This window comes from Mycobacterium sp. NPDC004974 (assembly GCF_053600815.1).
The window spans coordinates 358,605-380,831 of the sequence record NZ_JBSGAQ010000001.1 but is presented as its reverse complement, the minus strand read 5'-3'; the positions used below and the strand labels follow the sequence as shown (position 1 = coordinate 380,831).

Below are 22,227 nucleotides of genomic sequence, written 5' to 3'. Positions count from 1 at the left end.
GGTTATGTACGCACCTTCTCGACGAGTTCGTACGTCTCGACGACGTCGCCTTCCTTGATGTCGTTGTAGGTCAGCGTCAGACCGCACTCGTAACCTTCGCGGACCTCGGTGGCATCGTCCTTCTCCCGCTTGAGCGAGGACACCGTGAGGTTCTGCGCGACCACCATGTTGTCACGCAGCAGCCGGGCCTTGGCGTTGCGGCGCATGATGCCCGAGGTGACCAGGCAGCCGGCGATGTTGCCGACCTTGGACGACCGGAAGATCGCCCGGATCTCGGCGCGGCCGAGCTCCTTCTCCTCGTACACCGGCTTGAGCATGCCCTTGAGGGCCTTCTCGATCTCGTCGATCGCCTGGTAGATCACCGAGTAGTACCGGATCTCCACACCCTCGCGGTTGGCCAGCTCGGTCGCCTTGCCTTCGGCACGGACGTTGAACCCGATGATGATCGCGTCCGAGGCCGATGCCAGGTTGACGTTGGTCTCGGTGACGCCACCGACACCGCGGTCGATGACCCGCAGCTCCACTTCGTCGTCGATCTCGATGCCCATCAAGGCTTCCTCGAGGGCTTCGACCGTACCGGCGTTGTCGCCCTTGAGGATCAGGTTCAGCTGGCTGGTTTCCTTCAGTGCCGAATCCAGGTCTTCCAGGCTGATCCGCTTACGGCTGCGTGCGGCCAGGGCATTGCGCTTGCGCGCACTGCGCCGGTCGGCGATCTGGCGGGCGATGCGGTCCTCGTCGACAACCAGGAAGTTGTCACCGGCACCCGGCACCGACGTGAAGCCGATGACCTGGACCGGACGCGAGGGCAGCGCCTCTTCGACGTCGTCGCCGTGCTCGTCGACCATGCGGCGGACGCGGCCATAGGCATCGCCGGCCACCACCGAGTCGCCGACACGCAGGGTGCCGCGCTGGATGAGCACCGTGGCCACCGGACCGCGACCGCGGTCCAGGTGCGCCTCGATCGCCACACCCTGGGCCTCCATGTCCGGGTTGGCCCGCAGGTCCAGGGATGCGTCGGCGGTCAGGACGACCGCCTCCAGCAGCGCCTCGATGTTGGTGCCCTGCTTGGCGGAGATGTCGACGAACATGGTCTCGCCGCCGTACTCCTCGGCCACCAGGTTGTACTCGGTGAGCTGAGCCCGGATCTTGGCCGGGTCGGCGCCTTCCTTGTCGATCTTGTTGACCGCCACCACGATCGGCACATCAGCGGCCTGCGCGTGGTTGATGGCCTCCACCGTCTGCGGCATGACGCCGTCGTCGGCCGCGACCACGAGGATCGCGATGTCGGTCGCCTTGGCACCACGGGCACGCATGGCGGTGAACGCCTCGTGACCCGGGGTGTCGATGAAGGTGATCGGCCGGACGTTGCCGTCCAGATCGACCTCGACCTGGTAGGCGCCGATGTGCTGGGTGATGCCGCCGGCCTCGCCCTCGCGGACAGTGGCGTTGCGGATCGTGTCCAGCAGTCGGGTCTTGCCGTGGTCGACGTGACCCATGACGGTGACCACGGGCGGGCGGAACTCGAGGTCCTCCTCGTCACCCTCGTCCTCGCCGTAGGTGAGATCGAAGGACTGCAGGAGTTCGCGGTCCTCGTCCTCGGGCGAGACGACCTGCACCTTGAAGTTCATCTCGCTGCCGAGCAGCTCCAGGGTGTCGTCGCCGACCGACTGGGTCGCCGTGACCATCTCACCGAGGTTGAACAGCGCCTGGACCAGTGCGGCCGGGTTGGCGTCGATCTTCTCGGCGAAGTCGCTCAGCGATGCGCCGCGGGCCAGCCGGATGGTCTCGCCGTTGCCCTTGGGCAACCGCACGCCACCGACGACCGGCGCCTGCATGTTCTCGTATTCGGCGCGTTTCGCCCGCTTCGACTTACGGCCACGCTTGGGGGCACCGCCGGGACGACCGAACGCACCGGCCGCGCCACCGCGCTGGCCGGGACGGCCACCGCCGCCACCACCACCGGGGCGACCGCGGAAACCACCGGCAGCCGCTCCGCCTGCGCCGGCACCGCCGCCGGCGCCACCGCCGCGGTAGTTACCGCCGCCGCCGGCACCACCGGGACGAGCACCCTGACCGGCACCGCCGGGACGGGGGCCACCGCCGGGACGCGGGCCGGGGCGTGGGCCACCACGACCCGGAGCACCGGCGCCTGCCGGTCGCGGCGGCATGTTGCCGGGCGACGGACGCGGGCCGCCGCCGGGACGCGGGGCACCGGGCCGCGGCTGCGGACGCGGGATGGGCCGCTCGACAGGCTGCTGCGAGGAGAACGGGTTGTTGCCGACGCGCGGAGCGCGCGGGGCAGGCTTCGGGGCGCCTGAAGCCGGGCCCGGACGCGGGCCGGGTGTGGCTCCGGGAGTGGGCCGCGGACCGGGCGTAGCACCCGGAGCCGGTGCTGCCGGGGCGCTGGGCGCCGCGGCGGCAGGTGCACTCGGTGCAGCCGGGGGCTGCGGAGCGGCGGGCTTGGGTGCTGCGGGCCGGGCCGGGGTGACCGGCGCGGCCTCAGCGGCCGGAGCCTGGGGTTCGACCGCCGGAGCCGCGGGCGCGGCGGGCTTGGCCGGAGCCGGCTTGGCCGCCGTCGCCGGGCTGGGAGCACCGGGCTTGGGTGCCGCGGGCGCGGCTCCGCCCTGCGGACGGGGCTTGTCTTCGGGCTTCTTACCGCCGGCCTTTGCGCCGAACGATTCGCGCAGCCGACGCGCGACCGGCGCCTCCACGGTGGAGGACGCCGACTTGACGAACTCGCCTTGCTCCTTGAGCTTGGCTAAGAGGTCCTTACTGGTGACACCGAGTTCCTTTGCCAACTCGTGTACACGGGCCTTACCTGCTGCCACTACATCTCCTCGTCTGGAGGCAACAGCGGTGGTAGGCGCCGCGCCTCGGGTTTAGCTATGACGCATGGTCATCGGGACTTCACGGTGTGCTCATGTTCTTCGCTACCTGTTCTGTTGCCGGGGCGTCGAACCCGTCGAGATCTCCTCGACGTACTCGATCACCGCGGATGTATCCGGTGAACCGGTGAGTCGCAACGCTCGGACGAAGGCTCGCCGCTTCACTGCTACCTGCAGGCACTGCTGGTCGGGATGCAGCCACGCACCACGTCCTGGCAGGCTTGCCGCGGTATCAACGGTTACGGAACGCGTCCCATTCCCGTCGGTTACCGCGACCACTCGGAGCAACTCGGCGGCCAACTCTCGCTTCCGGCATCCGATGCAGGTCCGCACTGGTCCGACAGAGGTGTCGGAGGTGCTTCGATGCGTCAGAGCCGGAGTCTCGCGCTGGATCACGGCTGAGTCTACCGCCCCGAGGGCTGTGGTCCGAAACGCCGGTCACTACTGTCAATCGTGTACCGCCCCCGGCCGGACGTCATGGTCTGGCTGCGGCGCCGCATCGCTGCGGATATCGATCCGCCAACCGGTGAGGCGGGCCGCCAACCTGGCGTTTTGCCCTTCCTTGCCGATCGCCAGGGAAAGCTGGAAGTCCGGGACGATCACCCGCGCCGCCCTCGCGGCCTCGTCGATCACCGACACGGACACCACCTTGGCAGGCGACAGGGCGTTGGCGACGAAACGCGCGGGGTCCTCGTCGTAGTCGATGATGTCGATCTTCTCGCCAGACAATTCGCTCATCACATTGCGCACCCGCTGGCCCATCGGGCCGATGCACGCCCCCTTGGCGTTCAGCCCGGGCACCCGCGAGGCCACCGCGATCTTGGACCGGTGCCCGGCCTCGCGGGCCACCGCGACGATCTCCACGGACCCGTCGGCGATCTCGGGCACTTCCAGGGAGAACAGCTTGCGAACCAGGTTCGGATGAGTGCGGGACAGCGTGATCAACGGCTCACGCGCCCCCCGGGTGACGCCGACGACGTAGCAACGCAGCCGGTCGCCATGTTCGTAGCGCTCCCCCGGCACCTGCTCGGCGCTGGGGATCACCCCTTCGGACCCCTTGGTCTCGCTGCCCATCCGTACGACGACCAGTCCGCGGGCATTGGCCCGGGCATCGCGCTGGATCACCCCGGCGACGATGTCGCCCTCGTGCGCCGCGAACTCCCCGTAGGTCTTCTCGTTCTCCGCATCGCGCAACCGCTGCAAGATCACCTGCCGGGCGGTGGTCGCCGCGATCCTGCCGAATCCCTCTGGCGTGTCATCCCATTCATGCAGGACGTTGCCGTCGGCATCGGTCTGACGGGCCATCACCTTGACCACACCGGTCTTGCGATCGATGTCGATGCGCGCGTCGGGCTCATGCCCTTCGGTGTGTCGATACGCGGTGAGCAATGCCGATTTGATGGTCTCGACGACCACGTCGACGGTGATGCCCTTGTCCGCTTCGATGGCATGCAGCGCCGCCATGTCGATGTTCATTCCCCGGCCCCCTTTCCGGTTTCTCCCGACAGTTCCAGTTCACGTCGGTTTGGAGGTGAAAACTCCACTTGCACAACAGCTTTGGCGATATCAGTAAGAGCGAGCTCGCGGACGGTCAGATCCCGCCCTTCTGGCACCACGACTTTCAGCACTGTGCCGTCGGTTTCCCCGAGCCTGCCGGTGAATACCGTGCCGTCGGCCAGAGTCAACTCAGCCTTGCGCCCACGGGCGCGCCGGAAATGCTTTGCCTGCGTCAGCGGCCGGTCCACACCCGGCGAGGTGACGTCGAGCACATACGGCGTGTCGCCCTGCGCGAGCTGGTCGAGCAGCTCCGCGGCCGTCCGCGACAGCGCAGCCAGGGAATCGAGATCGAGGCCATCGTCGCCGTCGGCGATCACGGTGATGCGGGCTGGACGAGCCGATGCGTCGACCACGACATCGTCGATTTCGTAACCGGCGCGCGCGAACTCGCCACCTAGTAGCTCGATCACCTGCGTCTGCGACGGCAAATCCGCAGACCGCAACTTTGGATCCGGTGCCACGGCGAGCTCCTCATCTTGAATTGTCTCCGACACAAATCCCAGGGCCAGCCACCTGGATCGGCCCTGGAATCGCCTATTCACGATACGCCAGGCGCGCCGCAGCAACCGCCAATCGAAATCTGGTGCGTGGCGAATGTGGTCGCACCGGCGCCGGCCGACCGCTCGGCGCCGCGTCAGGCCGGTTCCCGAGCAATGGCAGGATGTTCACGTGCCGAGCGCCCATGCAGACATCAGCCGGCGGCGCGTACTGCTCTCGGCCGCGGCCCTTGCCCTGCTGGGCGCCACCGCCGCCGCCTGCGGTACGACGACGCCTCAGCCCGAAGTGGACGACCTGACCGAGCAGTGGGACCGCGCGCGTGCCGACAGTGCGCTGGCTGCCGATGTGGCAGCCGCCCAGTCTCCGCAGGCAGCGGTGACCCGGGCCCTGAACGCCGTGGCGAATGACCGCACCGCGCATGCCAAGGCGTTGTCCGACGAGTTGATCAGGATGACGGGCGCCGCCCCCACGAGCACCGCTGCCGGCACCACCGGCAGCACGGCCAAGGCCAGCCCGAGTACCGGGGGCGATACGTCCGCACCCGGGGTCGACGACGTCCTCAACGCGCTCAAGGAGTCCGCGGACAGCGCCGCGGGCCTGGCTCGCGCGCTCTCCGGTTACCGCGCCGGCCTACTCGGATCCATCGCCGCCTCGTGTACGGCCGCCTACACCGTCGCGCTGGGAGGTGCACAGTGACCTCACCCGGACCACGATCGACCACTTCGCCCAGCCGTCCGACCACCGCCGCCGATGCCGCCCTCTTCGATGCCGTCGCCGTCGAGCACGGGGCCATCTACGGCTACGGGCTGGTATCGGCCCATTCGACGGCCGAGGACAACGCCCTGGTGGCCACGGCGATGGCCGAACACCGGGCACGTCGCGAATCGGCCATGGTCATGCTCGAAGCCCGCTCGGTCACCCCGCCGCTGCCCGCGGCCGGCTATCAGTTGCCCGCACCGGTGAACGATCCGACCGATGCCGCCAACCTCGCGATACGCATGGAGGAGGACTCCTCGGTGGCCTGGCGGGCGCTGCTCGAACAGGCCGCCAGCACCGAGGACCGCACTTTCGCGCTGGCAGCGCTGTCGCAGACGGCCGTCACCGCCGCCAGGTGGCGCGCGATCGTGAACGCCTGGCCGGTGACGGTCGCCTTCCCCGGCGGGGGCGAATAACCCTCGCAGGCGATCTCCGGATCCCCTTTGATTGCACCCGGTAATTGATCCCGCGGTGCCCATTGCAACGTCCGCTCGCCGAGCGAAAGGTAGAGGTCGGACCGGTGGCGCCACCGGGGCGCCGCCCCGAACAAAGGGGGTGGATCGTGTACGCACGCTCTACCACTGTCCAGGCGCAACCCGAGTCGATCGATGCCGGTATCGCGCATGTTCGCGACGAGGTCATGCCCGCGCTGCAGGCGATGGACGGCTGCGTCGGAATCTCGTTGTTGGTCGATCGCGAATCCGGCCGGTGCATTGCCACCAGCGCGTGGGAGACCGAAGATGCGATGCACGCGAGCGCCGAGCGGGCAGCACCGCTGAGGGAAGGGGCGGTGGAAGCATTCGGGGGCACCGCAACCGTCGAAGAGTGGGAGATCGCCGTCCTGCACCGCGACCATCGCACCCACGAGGGCGCGTGTGTCCGGGCGACATGGGCCAAGCTGGAGCCGGGCCAGATCGACGGAGGCATCGAGCACTACAAGGCCTCCGTGCTGCCCGCGATGGAGGACCTCGACGGGTTCTGCAGCGCCAGCCTGATGGTCGACCGCGCATCCGGGCGGGGCGTGTCGTCGGCGTCGTTCGACAGCCGCGAAGCGATGGAACGCAGCAAGGAGCAGGCCAGCGCGCTGAAGACTTCGTCGATCCGCGAAGTCGGCGCCGAGGAACTGAACGAATGCGAGTTCGAGTTGGCCCTCGCCCACCTGCGGGTGCCCGAGTTGGCGTGAGCCCGAGCGTTCCGGTGCGCTGACCGGCTGTCAGCGCACCGGCATCGTCATTACCTCCGAGCCGTCACGCTCAGCCGGCGGTGAGTACCGCCGAGATCTCGGCTGCCGCATCATCCACGGCGATCTCGCGGTTCTCGCCGGTGAACCGGTTACGCAGCTCCACCACACCATCGGAGAAACCGCGGCCGACGACCACGATCCACGGCATGCCCAGCAGTTCGGCATCTTTGAACTTCACGCCGGGTGAGGCCTTGCGATCGTCGAACAACACCTCGTGGCCGAGCCGGTCCAGGGCGGCGACGAGCTCGGTCGCTCCGGTCCGGGCGACGTCGTCCTTGTTCGCCACGACCACGTGCACATCAAATGGTGCGACGGCGCTCGGCCAGCGCAGGCCCAGATCGTCGTGCTGCTGCTCGGCGATCACCGCGACCATGCGGGACACGCCGATGCCGTACGAACCCATCGTGAGGCGCACCGGCTTGCCGTCCTCGCCGAGCACGTCGGCGGTGAAGGCATCGGCGTACTTGCGGCCCAGCTGGAAGATGTGACCGATCTCGATGCCGCGCGCCGAACTCAGCACGCCGGCGCCATCGGGTGACGGGTCGCCGTCGCGGACCTCGGCGGCCTCGATCGTGCCGTCGGGAGTGAAGTCACGACCGGCGACCAGGCCGACCGCGTGCTTGTTGGGCGCATCGGCGCCGGTGATCCACGCCGTGCCGTCCACCACGCGCGGATCGACAAGGTAGCGAACCTCGTTGTCCAACAACGCCTTCGGTCCGACGTAACCCTTGACCAGGAACGGGTTCCTGGCGAAGTCGGCGTCGTCGAGCAAAGCAAACTCGGCCGGTTCCAGCGCAGCGCCCAAGCGCTTCTCGTCGACCTCACGGTCGCCGGGCACGCCGACCGCCAGCAGCTCCCAATCGCCGCCGGGCTCGCGGGTCTTGAGCAGGACGTTCTTCAGGGTGTCGGCGGCGGTGACCTCGCGACCCGAGAACTGGGCCAGGTCAGCCGAATTGGCCCAGTCGACCAGCGTCGCGATGGTCGGGGTGTCCGGGGTGTCGTGCACCTGCGCCGCGGGCTGCCCGTCGATGGGCAGTGGCTCCGGCGCCCGGGTGATCACCGCTTCGACGTTGGCGGCGTACCCGGAGTCCAGGCAGCGCACAAAGGTGTCCTCGCCGACCTCGCTCTCGGCCAGGAACTCCTCCGAGGCGCTGCCGCCCATCGCACCCGAGACCGCCGACACGATCACGTAGCGCACGCCCAGGCGTCCGAAGATCTTCTGGTACGCCTCGCGGTGGGCGTGGTAGGCGTTCTTGAGGCCGTCGTCGTCCACGTCGAACGAGTACGAGTCCTTCATAACGAACTCGCGGCCCCGCAGGATGCCTGCGCGCGGTCGCGCCTCGTCGCGGTATTTGGTCTGGACCTGGTACAGGATCGCCGGGAAGTCCTTGTAGGAGGAGTACTCCCCCTTGACGGTCAGCGTGAAGATCTCCTCGTGCGTCGGCCCGAGCAGATAGTCGTTGCCCCGCCGGTCCTGCAGCCGGAACAGGGTGTCGCCGTATTCGGTCCACCTGTTGGTGGTCTCGTACGGGCCACGCGGCAGCAGTGCGGGCAGCAGGATCTCCTGGCCGCCGATCGCGTTCATCTCTTCCCGCACGATGTTCTCGATCCGGCGAAGGACCCGCAGGCCCAGCGGCAGCCAGCTGTAGATGCCGGGGCCGACCGGACGGACATAGCCGGCCCGGATCAGCAGCTTGTGGCTGGGGACTTCGGCATCAGCGGGGTCGTCACGCAGGGTTCGCAGGAACAGCTCGGACATGCGGGTGATCACAGGCGACAACCTTAAGGCGTGTCGTCAGTCACGGCCCTGCCAGGTACAGATGCAGACCTCATTGCCCTCCGCGTCGGCCAGTACCCAGAAGGCCGGTGCGCGGCGGTCGCTGAGCAAGCGGCCGCCGGCCGCCAGGGCCGCGGCGACGCGAGCCTGCGCCGCCTCGTGCGTGACGTCGATGTCGAGGTGGATCCGATTTCTCTGCGGCCGAGGCGCATCCATCTGCTGAAACCAGATCGCCGGGCCGCGGCCGAAGGGATCGACGAGCCCGGCGTTCAGATCCGAGGAGCCTGGCTCGGCCGAGGGTTCATCGATATAGCCCGTGACCGCCTTCCAGAACGGGCGAACCGCACCGATGTCGAGGGCGTCGATGGCGACCTCGACCGCCTGGATCGCTCCGGTTCCGGCGGTCAGCTCGAAACCGTGTACGGCGAGGGTCTGGGACACCGCGCGAGCCAGTTCCAGGTCCCGCTCGGTCACCGCACCTGCATCACGCGTGCGCAGGCGCAGCATTGCCCGATCGGATCGGATGTCGATGGAAAGGTGTCGCGGCGCATCCGCGCCGGCCGCGTGCACCGCGCGAGTGGCCGCGGCCGCCGCGTCGGCCATCGACGGCACCAGCACCTCGGTGTAGATGGCTCCCAGCACCAGACGCCAGCCCAGCGGGCCGACGGCCTCGGAGATCTCCCGGCGGTTCATCGGCATCGACCTGGCAAGCCGTCAGTCGAGCTCGAGCTCTCCGGAATCGATGGCGTCCTTCACCTCTTGGGCTTGGGCCACCTGTTCGGAGGTGTAGCCGATGAACAACGCCGCAATGCCGACCAGAACCGCGACCGCGGCCACCCACAGCAGCCCGTACGTGTAACCCGCGTCCAGTGCGGCCAGTTGCGGGCCGTCCATGTTCTTGACCGGTCCGGTGATCCCACCCAGATAAAGGGTGCGCGAGGTGATGACGGCCTGGATGATGGCCAGCACCAGCGGGCCGCCCAGGCTCTGCAGCATCAGCGCGATGGCCGAGGCCGGGCCGATCTGATCGAAGCCGACACCGGCGATGGCCGACAGAGTCAGCGGCACCACGATCATCCCGATGCCGATACCGCCGATGGTGATGGGCAGCACCAGGTTCGGAAAGTACGGGATGCCGGCATGCAACGTCGACCCGTAGAGCATGGCGCCGAGCACCAGGATGCCGCCGGCGATGACCACGATGCGCGGCTGGAAGAACCGCACGATCTGCGAGGACGCCCCGAGGCCGATTCCCATACCGATCACGAACGGGATGAAGCCGATACCGGCGCGCAGGGCGCTGTAGCCCAGGATGTCCTGCACGTACAGGCCGATCAGCACGGTGAGGGTGAACAGCACACCGCCGGCCAGGAAGACGGCCGCGAACGTGGCGACCCGGTTGCGCTCGTGGAACAGGTCGAACGGCACCACCGGGTTCTCGGCGCTGCGTTCGGCGATCAGAAACGCGATACCGAAGACCGCCGCGGCTCCCCCGGAGGCCAGGGTGATCGGCGCCAACCAGCCACTCTCGGGTCCCTGGGTGAAGGCGAACACCGCGGCCGTGCAGGCCAGGGTCGCCAGCAGGGCGCCGGCGGCGTCGAGCTTCATCCGCTCACGGTTGGTCTCGCGCAGTGCGGTGCGGGCCAGATAGAGCATCATCAGCCCGATCGGGACGTTGACCAGGAAGGCCCACCGCCACGACACCTCGGTCAGGGCACCGCCGACGACCAGACCCATCACAGAACCGATCGCGGTCATGGCGCCGAACACGGCGGTGGCCGCGTTGCGGGCCGGCCCCTTCGGGAACGTGGTGGCGATGAGCGCGAGCCCCGTGGGCGAGGCGATCGCCGCGCCGACACCCTGCAGCAGTCGCGCGATCACCAGCGTCGCTTCGTTCCAGGCGATACCGCACAGGATCGAGGCGATGGTGAACAACGCGACACCGACGATGAAGGTGCGCTTGCGGCCGATGGTGTCGCCGAGCCGTCCACCGAGCAGCATCAGCCCGCCGAAGGTCAGCACATAGGCCGTGATGACCCAGCTACGTCCAGCGTCGGACAGGCCGAGCTCGTCCTGGATCTTGGGCAGCGCGACGATCGCGACCGTGCTGTCCATCGTGGCCAGCAGCTGCATGCCGCCGATCGCGATGACCGCGGAAAGGAAGCCCCAGGACGGGAACCAGGACGGGAGCCGGGCCGCAAGACCCTCGCGCTCGGCGTCGTTGAGAGCCGTCATAACGGGTCACCTTACCGGAATCTTAAGAATCCTTTAACCGCCGAAGGCAGCCACAGGTCCGATCACGATGATCGCCGGAGGTCGAATGCCGTCCGCACGAATCCTCTCGGGCGCGTCGCCGAGCGTGGCCCGCAGGGTGCGCTGGGCGACAGTGGTGCCGTGCTGCACCACCAGGACCGGCGTATCCGCAGGTCGGCCGCCATCCAAGAGCGCCTTGGTGAACAGCTCGATGCGTTCGACGGCCATCAGCAGCACGATCGTGCCGGTCATCGCCGCCAGCGCATCCCAATTCACTAACGATTCGGGGTGGCCGGGCGCAACATGACCGCTTACGACCACGAACTCGTGGGTCATGCCTCGGTGGGTGACCGGAACCCCGGCCAATGCGGGTACCGATATGGCACTTGTCACACCCGGAACCACGGTGACCGGGATGCCGGCCTCGGTGCACGCGAGGACCTCTTCGTAGCCGCGGGCGAAGACGAACGGATCGCCTCCCTTGAGACGGACGACGAACTTTCCGGCACGGGCCCGGTCCACCAGAACCTGGTTGATCGCCTCCTGCGCCATCGCCCGCCCGTAGGGGATCTTGGCCGCGTCGATCACCTCGACATGGGGCCCGAGTTCGGCCAGCAACTCCTGGGGGGCCAACCGGTCGGCGACCACGACGTCTGCGCGGGCCAGCAGGCGCCGTCCCCGCACGGTGATCAGCTCTGGATCACCCGGACCGCCGCCGACGAGGGCCACCCCCGTGGGCGCCTCCCCCGGCTCCCCACCGGAGTCCGCGGCGAGTAGGCCACGCTGCAGGGCTTCGTGGATGGCGGTGCGGATGGCTGCCGAACGGCGGTGCTCGCCGCCGGCGAGGACGCCCACCGAGAGGCCGTCGGAGTCGAATGTCGCCGGGGTCACCGCGGATCCGTCGCGGGCGACATCGGCGCGAACGCAGAAGATGCGCCGCTCATCGGCTTCGGCGGCGATGGCGGCGTTGACCTCGGAGTCGTCGGTGGCCGCGAGCACATACCAGGCACCGTCGAGATCCCCGGCGCGGAAGTCGCGCAGCTGCAGGGTGATCCCCGGTTCGTCGTGCGACAGCGCCTCCACCGCGGGGCTGGCCGCCCGCGCGATCACGTGTACGTCGGCGCCGTGGGCGATCAGCAGGGGCAGCCGACGTTGCGCGACGGTTCCGCCGCCGACAACGACGACCTTCTTGCCCGACAGGCGCAGGCCGACGAGGTAGGCATTCTCTGAAGTCACATTCCTCCTCGCGTGCGGATCACCCGCCGAGCTTAGAGGTTGCTGCTGTGGTCACGAAGCGGGTGATGGCCTCGGGGTGTGCCGCGGGGTGGGTATGCAGGTACCCCGCGTGCACGCCGCGCTGCACCGCGCCGTCCCGCCGAGCCGCCTGCCCGGGGCCGGCAAAGGCCCAGGCCGGTGGCAGATCGTCGCCGAATTCCACTGCGGTCCGGTGGAATTCATGACCGGTGACGCGATCGCCTGCCGCATGCATGCAGGAATCGGCTACCGCGACCGCGTCGCGGTAGCCCAGCGTGAGGCGCTCGGTGAACCGTGCCGAACCGGCCAGCACACCGCACATCGGTGCCCCGTCGAGATCATCGACCAGATAGGTCAGGCCGGCGCACTCGGCGTGCACGGGGGCACCGCGGGTGGCCAGGTCCCTGATCTGCTGGCGGACAAGATCGTTGGCCGACAGTTCGGTGGTGAACTGTTCGGGGAACCCGCCGGGCAGCACCAGCGCGTCGGCGCCGGCGGGCAGGGGTTCGGACAGCGGGTCGAACTCGGCGACGTGTGCGCCCGCCCCGCGCAAAAGCTCGGCGTGCTCGGCATAGCTGAAGCTGAACGCCTTACCCGCGGCCAGCGCCACCGTGACATTGGTCACCGATTCAGCCACCGGACTCCACGGCTCGGCGGTCACGTGGGCAGCCGAGGCGGCGACGATGGTCGACAGGTCGACGTGGCGGCCCACCAGGGCGGTCATCGCAGCCACCGCGTCGCGCGCCTGCCGGCCGTGCTCGACGGCGGTGATGAGACCGAGATGCCTTGACGGGACGGATAGTTCATCGGCTCGCGGAATGGCACCGAGCACCGTCACGCCGGCATGTTCACAGGCCTGGCGCAACACCGCCTCGTGCCGGTCGGAGCCCACCCGGTTGAGGATCACCCCGGCGATCCGCACGGCCGGGTCGAAGGTGACGAAGCCGTGCAGCAGCGCGGCGATGCTGTGGCTCTGCCCGCGGGCGTCGACCACCAGCACCACCGGGGCCCCCAACAGACCTGCGACCTGGGCCGCCGAACCCCGCGGGATGCCGGTCATCTGCCCCTCGATACGACCGTCGAACAGGCCCATGACGCCCTCGACGACCGCGATGTCGGCACCGGCACACCCATGCCGGTAGAGCGGGCCGATCAATCCCTCGCCGACGAGCACCGGGTCCAGGTTGCGACCCGGACGGCCGGCGGCCAGGGCGTGGTAGCCGGGGTCGATGAAGTCCGGGCCGACCTTGAACGGCGCCACCGAGTGACCCGCCTGGCGCAGCGCACCGACCAAACCCGTTGCCACCGTGGTCTTCCCACTGCCCGATGCCGGTGCGGCGATCACCACCGCCGGGGTGGTCACCAGCGCACCGCGCTCACCACTCGATGCCCTTCTGGCCCTTACGGCCGGCATCCATCGGATGCTTGATCTTGGTCATCTCCGTCACCAGATCCGCGGCATCGATCAGCGCCTGCGGAGCGTCTCGACCGGTGATCACCACGTGCTGGGTGCCCGGACGCGTGCGGAGCACCTCGACTACTTCGTCAACGGCAACCCAGCCCCACTTGAGCGGATAGGTGAACTCGTCGAGTACGTAGAAGTCGTGGCGCTCTTCGGCCAGGCGGCGTTTGATCTCGTCCCAGCCGTCGGCGGCCGCCGCCGCGTGGTCGACGTCGCTGCCGTGCTTGCGCGTCCAGGACCAACCCGAGCCCATCTTGTGCCACTCCACCGGCCCGCCGGCACCGTGCTCATCGTGCAGCCGGCCGAGTTGACCGAATACGGCCTCCTCCCCGACCTTCCACTTCGCGCTCTTGACGAACTGGAACACCGCCACCGAGAAGCCCTGGTTCCACGCCCGCAGCGCCATCCCGAAGGCCGCGGTCGACTTTCCCTTCCCCGGCCCGGTGTGCACCGCGAGCAGCGGCGCATTGCGGCGGGCCTTGGTGGTCAGGCCGTCGTCGGGAACGGTCAGCGGCTGTCCCTGTGGCATGGTCGGGTCCTTCCTGCGCAGAGTCTCGGGCCGGCTAGGCGGCGGTCTGGTGCTGCACGAGCCGGGTCAGTTCGGCCGCACGCAACTGCTCGAGCCGTACCGCAGGTGATCCCAGCTGTTCGGCCAGTTGCCCGGCCAATCCGAGTCGCACGAACGATGTTTCACAATCGACCACCACGGCGGCGGCACCCTCGGCCACCAACGCGGCCGCCGCTTGCCTGGTACGGCCCAACGGATCGGGGCCCCCGGTGGCGCGGCCGTCGGTGAGCACCACCACCAGGCTGCGCCGGGCGCGGTCACGGGCTTTCTCCCGGACGACGAGATCGCGGGCGGCCAGCAGGCCCTGTGCCAGCGGGGTCTTGCCCCCGGTGTCGAACCGGGCCAGCCGGCGGCTCGCGATGTGCACCGACGTCGTGGGCGGGAGCAGCACGCGGGCATCCTGCTGCCGGAACGTGATCACCGCGACCTTGTCCCGACGCTGGTAGGCATCACGCAGCAGCGACATCGTTGCTCCGGTGACGGCTGACATCCGATCGCGGGCGGCCATGGACCCGGAGGCATCGACGACGAAGATCACCAGATTGCCTTCGCGGCCTTCACGTACCGCGCGCCGGATGTCTTCGGGGCGGGGTCGCGGCAGGCCCGCCCCCTGTTGGCGGCCCGCGGTGGCGAGCAGGGTGGCGAACATGTGCAGCCCGTGCCCACTGCCGGGTTCGGCGGTGGCCGCGATCGGCGTGCCGGTGCGGTTGCGGGCCCGCGAACGGCGACCGGGGGCACCTTCGCCGACCCCGGGCACCACCAGCGCCCTGGTCCGGAACACCGCCGACGGCGGGGCACTCGGACGGGTGGCTGATTTCGAATTACCCTGCGGCGCGGCACTTTCGGAACCCGCATCGGCCCCACCCCCGGGCGGGTCGAAGTCGGGGTCGAAGTCCGGATCAGACGGCTCGGCGTCGTGACCCGACTGCTCGGCGGACTCCCCCGCCTGCTGCATGGCTTCTTCAAGTCGCTCGGGATCCAGGCCCGGATCGTCGAACGGATCGCGGCGGCGCCGGTGCGGCAGTGCCAGCTCGGCAGCCACCCGGATGTCCTCTTCGGCAACCGTGGTGGCGCCGCGCCAGGCGGCATGGGCGACGGCGGTGCGCGCGACCACCAGATCAGCGCGCATCCCGTCGACGTCGAATGCCGCGCACAGGGCGGCGATACGGCGCAGTTCGGCGTCGGGCAGTACCACCGAGCCGATCGCGGCCCGGGCCGCGATAATCCGATCGGCCAACTCGGCGTCGGCAGCCGCATGACGATCGACGAACGCCCGCGGGTCGGCCTCGAACGCCATCCTGGCCCGGATCACCTCGACACGTACGTCGACGTCACGCGAGGCGGCCACGTCCACGGTGAGCCCGAATCGGTCCAGCAACTGCGGACGCAACTCGCCTTCCTCGGGATTCATGGTGCCGATCAGAACGAAGCGGGACTCGTGCGAGTGCGAAATCCCTTCGCGCTCAACATGTACGCGACCCATCGCAGCGGCATCGAGCAGCACGTCGACCAGATGGTCGTGCAGCAGGTTGACCTCGTCGACGTAGAGCACGCCGCCGTGGGCGCGGGCCAGCAGGCCGGGCGAGAAGGCATGCTCGCCGTCACGGAGCACCTTCTGCAGGTCCAGTGAACCGACCACCCGGTCCTCGGTGGCACCGATCGGCAGTTCGACCAGGCGGGCGTCGTCGTCGACCGCGGACAGCACCGCGGCCAGGCCGCGTACCGCCGTGGATTTCGCCGTCCCCTTCTCGCCGCGGATCAGCACCCCGCCGATCTCCGGATGGACTGCGCACAGCAGCAAGGCCAGGCGTAGCCGGTCCTGCCCCACCAGAGCGCTGAACGGATACGTGTGGGTCTCCACCGTCATCTCAGGGCCGCCATCAGGAAGATTCGCTCTCTCGTCACATCGGCTCCTCGCGCAAGCGCTCGTCGGGTCGGGCCCCGGGACGCACCATCGGCACATGCGGGATTCCGTCATCAAGGAATTCGTCGCCGTCGCGGACGAATCCGTGCCGACCGTACATGTCGACCAGGTAGGTCTGGGCATTGATGTGGCACGGGTAGTCGCCGACCTCGGCCAGTGCCGCCTGCATGAGCCGGGTGGTGTGCCCACTGCCCCGAGCACTGCGTTTGGTGCACACCCGGCCGATCCGGAACGCCTTCTCCCCGCCGGGATGCTCTTCCATCAGCCGCAACGTCGAAATGACTTCTCCGGCGGGGCTTTCCAACCAGAAGTGACGGGTCTCGGCAAGCAGATCCCGGCCGTCGAGCTCAGGGTAGGGAGTCGCCTGCTCCACCACGAACACCTCGACACGGAGCTTGAGCAGCTCGTAAAGCGTTGGCACGTCGAGGTCTTTGGCCCAACTGCGGCGTAATGCGACCGTCATCCGCCCGCTCCGGTCACGCGGTCACAGGATCGTCCAGCTTGAGCGCCTTGGTACCCCACGCCCAGACTTCGTCGAACAGGCCAGGTTCGTTCGACAGCTTGGTACCGAGTGACGGGACCATCTCCTTGAGCTTGGGCAACCAGCTCTGGTAGCGATCGGTGAAGCAGCGCTCCAGCACGTCGAGCATGGCCGGCACCGCGGTGGACGCGCCGGGCGAGGCGCCCAGCAGACCGGCGATGCTGCCGTCGGCCGCCGTGAGCACGGTGGTACCGAATTCAAGCACACCGCCCGCGCCCTTGCGCCGGATGACCTGCACACGCTGCCCGGCAATGTCCAGCTCCCAGTCGGAATCGACTGCGCTGGGCGCGAATTCACGCAGGGTGTCAACTCGCGCGGCCTCACTCAGCAGCAGCTGGCCGACCAGGTAGTTGACCAGCCCCATCTCCGTGAGTCCGACACCGAGCATGGACATGATGTTGTTGGGCTTGACCGACAACGGCAGGTCGGTGAACTTGCCCTGCTTGAGGAACTTCGGCGTCCAGCCGGCGAACGGACCGAACAGCAGCCACGACTTGCCGTTGATCACGCGGGTGTCCAGGTGCGGCACCGACATCGGCGGGGCCCCCAGCGGCGGCAGTCCGTACACCTTGGCCTGGTGGCCCGCGGTCAGCACCTGGTTGTTGGTCCGCAGGAACGCGCCGCCGACCGGGAAACCGCCGAAGCCCTTGGCCTCCGGGATGCCCGACTTCTGCAGCAACGGCAGTGCACCGCCGCCGGCGCCGACGAACACGAACTTGGCATTGAACTTGCGCTTGAGGCCGGTGCGCCGGTTGGTCACCTTGAGCGTCCAGGTTCCGTCCGACTCCTTGCGCAGGTTGCGCACCTCGTGGCCGAACAGGGTGTCCATTCCGCGCTGCGCGGTGAAACCGATCAGCTGGCGCGACAACGCACCGAAGTCGACGTCGGTGCCGTTCTGCGACCAGTTCAGACCGACCGGATCGGAGAAATCACGCTTGGCGGCCATGAAGGGCAGCCGGCGGGCGAATTCGTCCTTGTCGTCGATGAATTCCATCGTGGCGAACAGCGGATTGGCGACGAGCGCCTCGTGACGGCGCTTGAGGTAATCGACGTTGCCCGCGCCGTGCACGAAACTGACGTGCGGGATCGGGTTGAGGAAGCCGCGTACGTCGGGCAGCACGCCGTTCTCGGCGGCGTAGGCCCAGAACTGCCGTGACACCTGGAACTGCTCGTTGACGTTGATGGCCTTGGTGGTGTCGATGGAGCCATCGGAGCGCTCGGGGGTGTAGTTCAGCTCACACAGCGCCGAATGCCCGGTGCCTGCGTTGTTCCACGGATCGCTGCTCTCCGCAGCGGCACCGTCGAGCCGCTCGATCATGGTGATGGACCAGTCCGGCTCCAGCAGCCGGATCAGCGCGCCAAGGGTTGCGCTCATGATGCCGGCCCCAACCAGCACGACGTCTGTCTTCACGGTCGTACCCACGTTTGCCTCAGACACCCTGATCGCTCGTCCTTTGTATTGCGCGGCCCGTCGACGTCGACGGCTTTCTGTGATTCCAAGGTTATCGCGCGACGAATCCCGGTTGGCCAGGCATGGTAGTGCTATCCGTCACCCGCCGCCCGTCGATGAGCAGCCGAACCAGTCGGACGCGCTGGTTCTCGCCTCCGATCTGGTTGCTGGCCGACCCAGGCGATTCCCGGCGGCCGGCCACCCAAGCCGCGCCCGGGCCACCTCGTCGACCAAGATCGAGACACCGTCCCGGGCGAACAGCAGCGGTGAGAAGTGGCTGGTGGTCGCGGGGCGGCATCGACCCGCAACCGTCGCGGACCGGCGTTGGACACCGGCCTGCTCATCGATCCTCTCGGCCCACCCCGACAACCGGAGACTGCGTCCACTTATTTACCGGAGGGTATTTACCGGAGGCAGTCTCCGGCTTCTGTCCGCAGCATGTGCACTCCCGGCCTCGTCACGGCGCTGATTTTCGGGGCGCGGTTAGGGTGGAACCGTGACGTCACGGGAGCCCGCCTGGGAGCCGGATGTATTGCCGGGGTTCTGGCAACAGACCATCGACGCAGGACCCGATCCCGACGGCGAAGGCGACCTGGTCGCCACGCTGGTACGCCGGGGTCCGGGCGCGGCGGCACCAGACGGGCAGGGCGGGTCTGGCCACGCCGTACTGGCATTGCACGGCTACACCGACTACTTCTTCCACACCGAACTCGCCGATCGATTCGCCGATCGCGGCTTCTCGTTCTACGCGTTGGACCTGCCCAAGTGCGGACGCTCCCGCCACGGCGGCCAGACCCCGCACTTCACCACCGATCTGGCGCGCTACGACACCGAACTCGAGCGGGCCCTGGCGGTCATCGCCGCCGACACCGGCAACGCCACGGTGTGCCTGTACGGGCATTCGGCGGGCGGACTGATCCTGACGTTGTTCGCCGACCGGCTGCGCCGAAGCGGCCGATTGGCCACCCATCACGTCGGTGGACTGGTCCTCAACAGCCCGTTCTTCGATCTGCACGGACCGGCGATCCTGCGCACCGCGCCCACGTCGGCCGCCCTGATCGCGCTGGCCCGGCTGCGCAAGCTGTCGGTGATCCGAAAACCCACCGAAGGCGGTTACGGCACCACATTGCACCGCGAGTACGGCGGCGAGTTCGACTACAACCTGGACTGGAAACCGTTGGGGGGCTTCCCCGTCACCCTCGGGTGGATCAACGCGATCCGCCGCGGACAGGCCCGCCTGCACCGCGGCCTGGACGTCGGCGTCCCGAATCTGATCCTGCGTTCGGACCGCAGCGTCACCGAATCCTCCGATCCGGCAGCGATGCAGCGCGGCGATGCCGTGCTCGACGTCCGTCAGATCGCGCGGTGGTCGGGTTGCGTGGGTAACCACACCACGGTGGCTCCGATCACCGACGCCAAGCACGACGTCTTCCTGTCAGTGGCCGACGCCCGCGCGGATGCCTACCGCGAGCTCGACCGTTGGCTGGACTACTACCTGAGCCTGCAAACCCGGCCGAGCACAACACCTTCCGGATAGGGAGCGCACATGGAGCATTACGACCTCACGATCATCGGCACCGGCTCGGGCAACAGCATTCTCGACGAGCGCTACGCCGGCAAGAAAGTCGCGATCTGCGAGCAGGGCACGTTCGGCGGCACCTGCCTGAACGTCGGCTGCATCCCGACCAAGATGTTCGTCTACGCCGCCGACGTGGCGGACACGATCCGTGCCAGCGCCAACTACGGCATCGATTCCCACATCGACAAGGTGCGCTGGCCCGACATCGTCGCGCGGGTCTTCGGCCGGATCGACCCGATCGCCGCCGGCGGCGAGGACTACCGCCGCAACGACCAGCACATCACGGTGTACGCCAGCCACACCCGGTTCGGACCCAAGACCGCCGACGGTCGCTACACGCTGCGCACCGAGGCCGGTGACGAATTCAGCAGCGATCAGGTGGTGATCGCTGCCGGATCCCGCGCCTACGTCCCGCCGGCCATCCTGGATTGCGGCGTCACGTACTACACCAGCGACGACATCATGCGTATCCCCGAACTGCCCGAACACCTGGTGATCGTCGGCGGCGGGTTCGTCGCTGCCGAGTTCGCCCATGTGTTCTCGGCGTTGGGCGTGCGGGTCACCATCGTGGTGCGTGGTGACTGTCTGCTCAGCCATTGCGACGAGACGATCTGCCGGCAGTTCACCGCGCTGGCCGCCGAGAAGTGGGACCTACGGACCCATGAGAACGTGATCGGGTCACACCACGAGGGCGACCAGATCGTTCTGGACCTCGACGACGGCAAGACGCTGCCCGCCGACATGCTGCTGGTGGCCACCGGCCGGGTCCCCAACGGGGATCTGCTCGACGCCGAGCTCGCCGGGGTGGAGGTCGACGAGGACGGTCTGGTCATCGTCGACGAATACCAACGCACCACGGCGCGTGGCGTTTTCGCCCTCGGCGACGTGTCCTCGGAGTATCAGCTCAAGCATGTGGCCAACCACGAGTCACGGGTGGTCAAGGAGAACCTCCTGCACGACTGGGACGACACCGACGCGATGATGCGCAGCGATCACCGCTTCGTGCCGTCGGCCGTGTTCACCGAACCGCAGATCGCCATGGTCGGGTTGACCGAGGAGCAGGCCCGCGACGAGGGCTACGACTTCGTCACCAAGATCCAGGCCTACGGCGACACCGCCTACGGCTGGGCGATGGAGGACACCACCGGCATCGTCAAGCTGATCGGCGATCGCGACACCGGCAGGATTCTCGGCGCCCACATCATGGGCTACCAGGCCTCCTCGATCATCCAGCCGTTGATCCAGGCGATGAGCTTCGGGCAGACCGCCGAAGAAGTTGCCCGCGGCCAGTACTGGATCCACCCGGCACTGGCCGAGGTGATCGAGAACGCGCTATTGGGCCTGACCGACTAGGCCCGCGCGGCCCACCGCTCCTCGATCCGGCCGAACCGCCAGATCCCCAGGGCCACAATCCAGCTCAATACAAAAAGCCCGACGATCGCGAATCCGACGAACTCCAGGTCCGCCGAACCGATGAATGCCAGCGGACCCGTGGTGATGCCCAGTCGCTCGACCAGCAGGCCGGCGAGGACGATGACGCCGATCACCAGCGCCACGATGACCGACAACACGGTGACCGTCAGGTTGTAATAGACCTTCCGGACCGGCTGCAGGAATGCCCAGCCGTAGGCCCGCGACATGAAGATTCCGTCCACGGTGTCGAACAGACTCATCCCCGCCGCGAAGAGCACCGGGAGCACGAGGATGGCGTACCAGGGCAACGTGAAGGCTGCCGCACCCGCGGCCAGCACCAGCAGTGCCACCTGCGTGGCGGTGTCGAAGCCCAGGCCCATCAGAAAGCCGACCGGGTACAGGTGCCACGGCTGGCTCACCCGCCGCATGAACCGGCCGAGCAGACGTGCCAGGAAGCCCCGCTGTTGAAGTTGACGTTCGAGCTCGGCCTCGTCGAACTGTCCACCACGCATGGCGCGGAAGATCTTGGCGATCCCGACGACGGCGAACAGATTCGTCAGGCCGATCAGAATGAGGAACGTCCCGGCCACCACCGACCCGATCAGCCCGAGGGTCTCCAACATCGGCGAATCCTCATTCTGCACCGGCCCGGCCAGCGCATGAACTCCGAACGCCAGCAGCAGGGCCAGCCCGAACACCACGCTGGAATGCCCCAGCGAGAACCAGAATCCCGCCGAGAGCGATCGCGTGCCCTCACCGACGAGTTTGCGGGTGGTGTTGTCGATGACGGCGATGTGGTCGGCGTCGAAGGCGTGCCGCACGCCCAACAGGTAGGCGGTGACACCGAGTCCGACCCCGAACACCCCGGCCGATCCCAGCGTGATGTGTTGCGGCGCAACCCCGAAAATCAGCACGCCCCAACCGAATACGTGCAACAGCAACACGACCGCGGCGACCATCGCGATCGAAGTCCAATCGGCGCGGTCGAATGGCTGCGGCTTCGTCGTAGTCACGTCGGGAACCGCGCCGGTGGTCATTTATCGAGCCTAAGACTGCGCCATATATCT

19 protein-coding genes are annotated in these 22,227 nt (G+C 68.1%); 5 read left to right on the top strand and 14 right to left on the bottom strand.

Features of this window, described 5'->3' with window-relative positions; all coding sequences use genetic code 11:
* Positions 1-2 precede the first annotated feature (2 nt).
* From infB to rimP, 4 genes are all read right to left on the bottom strand, one after another.
* The gene (infB, locus tag ACWEFV_RS01840) at positions 3-2,828 is read right to left on the bottom strand and encodes a translation initiation factor IF-2 (RefSeq protein ID WP_135453741.1); all 2,826 of its coding nucleotides are present in this window, start codon (positions 2,826-2,828) and stop codon (positions 3-5) included.
* A 102-nt stretch (positions 2,829-2,930) separates the two neighbouring features.
* A complete protein-coding gene (locus ACWEFV_RS01835) occupies positions 2,931-3,164 on the bottom strand; it encodes a YlxR family protein (protein WP_286175279.1) in 234 nt (77 codons plus the stop codon).
* A 168-nt stretch (positions 3,165-3,332) separates the two neighbouring features.
* Positions 3,333-4,361, bottom strand: coding sequence for a transcription termination factor NusA (nusA, locus tag ACWEFV_RS01830; RefSeq protein WP_090512613.1), 1,029 nt, complete (start codon positions 4,359-4,361; stop codon positions 3,333-3,335).
* Positions 4,358-4,903, bottom strand: coding sequence for a ribosome maturation factor RimP (gene rimP / locus ACWEFV_RS01825; protein ID WP_135459973.1), 546 nt, complete (start codon positions 4,901-4,903; stop codon positions 4,358-4,360). The genes nusA and rimP overlap by 4 nt, the downstream gene beginning before the upstream one ends.
* 208 nt (positions 4,904-5,111) lie before the next feature.
* On the opposite strand from rimP, the gene ACWEFV_RS01820 reads away from it, so the two are divergent.
* The 3 genes from ACWEFV_RS01820 to ACWEFV_RS01810 all read left to right on the top strand — a co-directional run bounded on the left by ACWEFV_RS01820 (position 5,112) and on the right by ACWEFV_RS01810 (position 6,879).
* On the top strand, positions 5,112-5,636 hold the full coding sequence (locus tag ACWEFV_RS01820) for a hypothetical protein (RefSeq protein WP_450068870.1): 525 nt from the start codon (positions 5,112-5,114) through the stop codon (positions 5,634-5,636).
* A complete protein-coding gene (locus ACWEFV_RS01815; RefSeq protein WP_450068869.1) occupies positions 5,633-6,112 on the top strand; it encodes a ferritin-like domain-containing protein in 480 nt (159 codons plus the stop codon). Before ACWEFV_RS01820 ends, ACWEFV_RS01815 begins: the two co-directional genes overlap by 4 nt.
* Before the next feature lie 146 nt (positions 6,113-6,258).
* On the top strand, positions 6,259-6,879 hold the full coding sequence (locus tag ACWEFV_RS01810; RefSeq protein ID WP_135453736.1) for an antibiotic biosynthesis monooxygenase: 621 nt from the start codon (positions 6,259-6,261) through the stop codon (positions 6,877-6,879).
* Positions 6,880-6,949: 70 nt separating this feature from the next.
* Here ACWEFV_RS01810 and ACWEFV_RS01805 read toward each other — a convergent pair whose 3' ends face one another.
* Genes ACWEFV_RS01805 through mqo form a run of 9 tightly spaced genes read right to left on the bottom strand, consistent with a single transcriptional unit; the run spans position 6,950 to position 18,093 of the window.
* The gene (locus ACWEFV_RS01805; protein WP_450068868.1) at positions 6,950-8,710 is read right to left on the bottom strand and encodes a proline--tRNA ligase; all 1,761 of its coding nucleotides are present in this window, start codon (positions 8,708-8,710) and stop codon (positions 6,950-6,952) included.
* 24 nt (positions 8,711-8,734) lie between these two features.
* A complete protein-coding gene (locus ACWEFV_RS01800; RefSeq protein ID WP_450068867.1) occupies positions 8,735-9,409 on the bottom strand; it encodes a VOC family protein in 675 nt (224 codons plus the stop codon).
* A gap of 21 nt (positions 9,410-9,430) precedes the next feature.
* Positions 9,431-10,951 (bottom strand): MFS transporter, encoded by a 1,521-nt coding sequence (locus ACWEFV_RS01795; RefSeq protein WP_135453733.1) that lies wholly within the window; start codon positions 10,949-10,951, stop codon positions 9,431-9,433.
* A 33-nt stretch (positions 10,952-10,984) separates the two neighbouring features.
* On the bottom strand, positions 10,985-12,205 hold the full coding sequence (gene cobA, locus ACWEFV_RS01790) for a uroporphyrinogen-III C-methyltransferase (RefSeq protein ID WP_135453732.1): 1,221 nt from the start codon (positions 12,203-12,205) through the stop codon (positions 10,985-10,987).
* Between the two features lie 19 nt (positions 12,206-12,224).
* Positions 12,225-13,586, bottom strand: coding sequence for a cobyrinate a,c-diamide synthase (locus ACWEFV_RS01785; protein ID WP_450068866.1), 1,362 nt, complete (start codon positions 13,584-13,586; stop codon positions 12,225-12,227).
* A 13-nt stretch (positions 13,587-13,599) separates the two neighbouring features.
* Positions 13,600-14,214, bottom strand: a complete 615-nt coding sequence (gene cobO, locus ACWEFV_RS01780; protein ID WP_450068865.1) for a cob(I)yrinic acid a,c-diamide adenosyltransferase — start codon at positions 14,212-14,214, stop codon at positions 13,600-13,602.
* A gap of 34 nt (positions 14,215-14,248) precedes the next feature.
* Positions 14,249-16,120, bottom strand: coding sequence for a magnesium chelatase subunit D family protein (locus ACWEFV_RS01775; RefSeq protein WP_450068864.1), 1,872 nt, complete (start codon positions 16,118-16,120; stop codon positions 14,249-14,251).
* A gap of 34 nt (positions 16,121-16,154) precedes the next feature.
* Entirely contained in the window at positions 16,155-16,640 is a 486-nt protein-coding gene (locus ACWEFV_RS01770) for a GNAT family N-acetyltransferase (protein WP_135453729.1), read from the bottom strand.
* Between the two features lie 13 nt (positions 16,641-16,653).
* Positions 16,654-18,093 carry a malate dehydrogenase (quinone) gene (gene mqo, locus ACWEFV_RS01765; protein WP_450069251.1) on the bottom strand — a complete coding sequence of 480 codons (1,440 nt, stop codon included), beginning with the start codon at positions 18,091-18,093 and terminating at the stop codon, positions 16,654-16,656.
* A 571-nt stretch (positions 18,094-18,664) separates the two neighbouring features.
* Between mqo and ACWEFV_RS01760 the strand changes: the two genes are divergently transcribed.
* Together ACWEFV_RS01760 and mtr are read left to right on the top strand one after the other, a co-directional pair.
* Positions 18,665-19,705 (top strand): alpha/beta hydrolase, encoded by a 1,041-nt coding sequence (locus ACWEFV_RS01760; protein ID WP_135453727.1) that lies wholly within the window; start codon positions 18,665-18,667, stop codon positions 19,703-19,705.
* Positions 19,706-19,714: 9 nt separating this feature from the next.
* Entirely contained in the window at positions 19,715-21,100 is a 1,386-nt protein-coding gene (gene mtr, locus ACWEFV_RS01755; RefSeq protein WP_450068863.1) for a mycothione reductase, read from the top strand.
* Here mtr and ACWEFV_RS01750 read toward each other — a convergent pair.
* On the bottom strand, positions 21,097-22,197 hold the full coding sequence (locus ACWEFV_RS01750; RefSeq protein ID WP_450068862.1) for a HoxN/HupN/NixA family nickel/cobalt transporter: 1,101 nt from the start codon (positions 22,195-22,197) through the stop codon (positions 21,097-21,099). The genes mtr and ACWEFV_RS01750 overlap by 4 nt on opposite strands.
* Between the last annotated feature and the right edge of the window lie 30 nt (positions 22,198-22,227).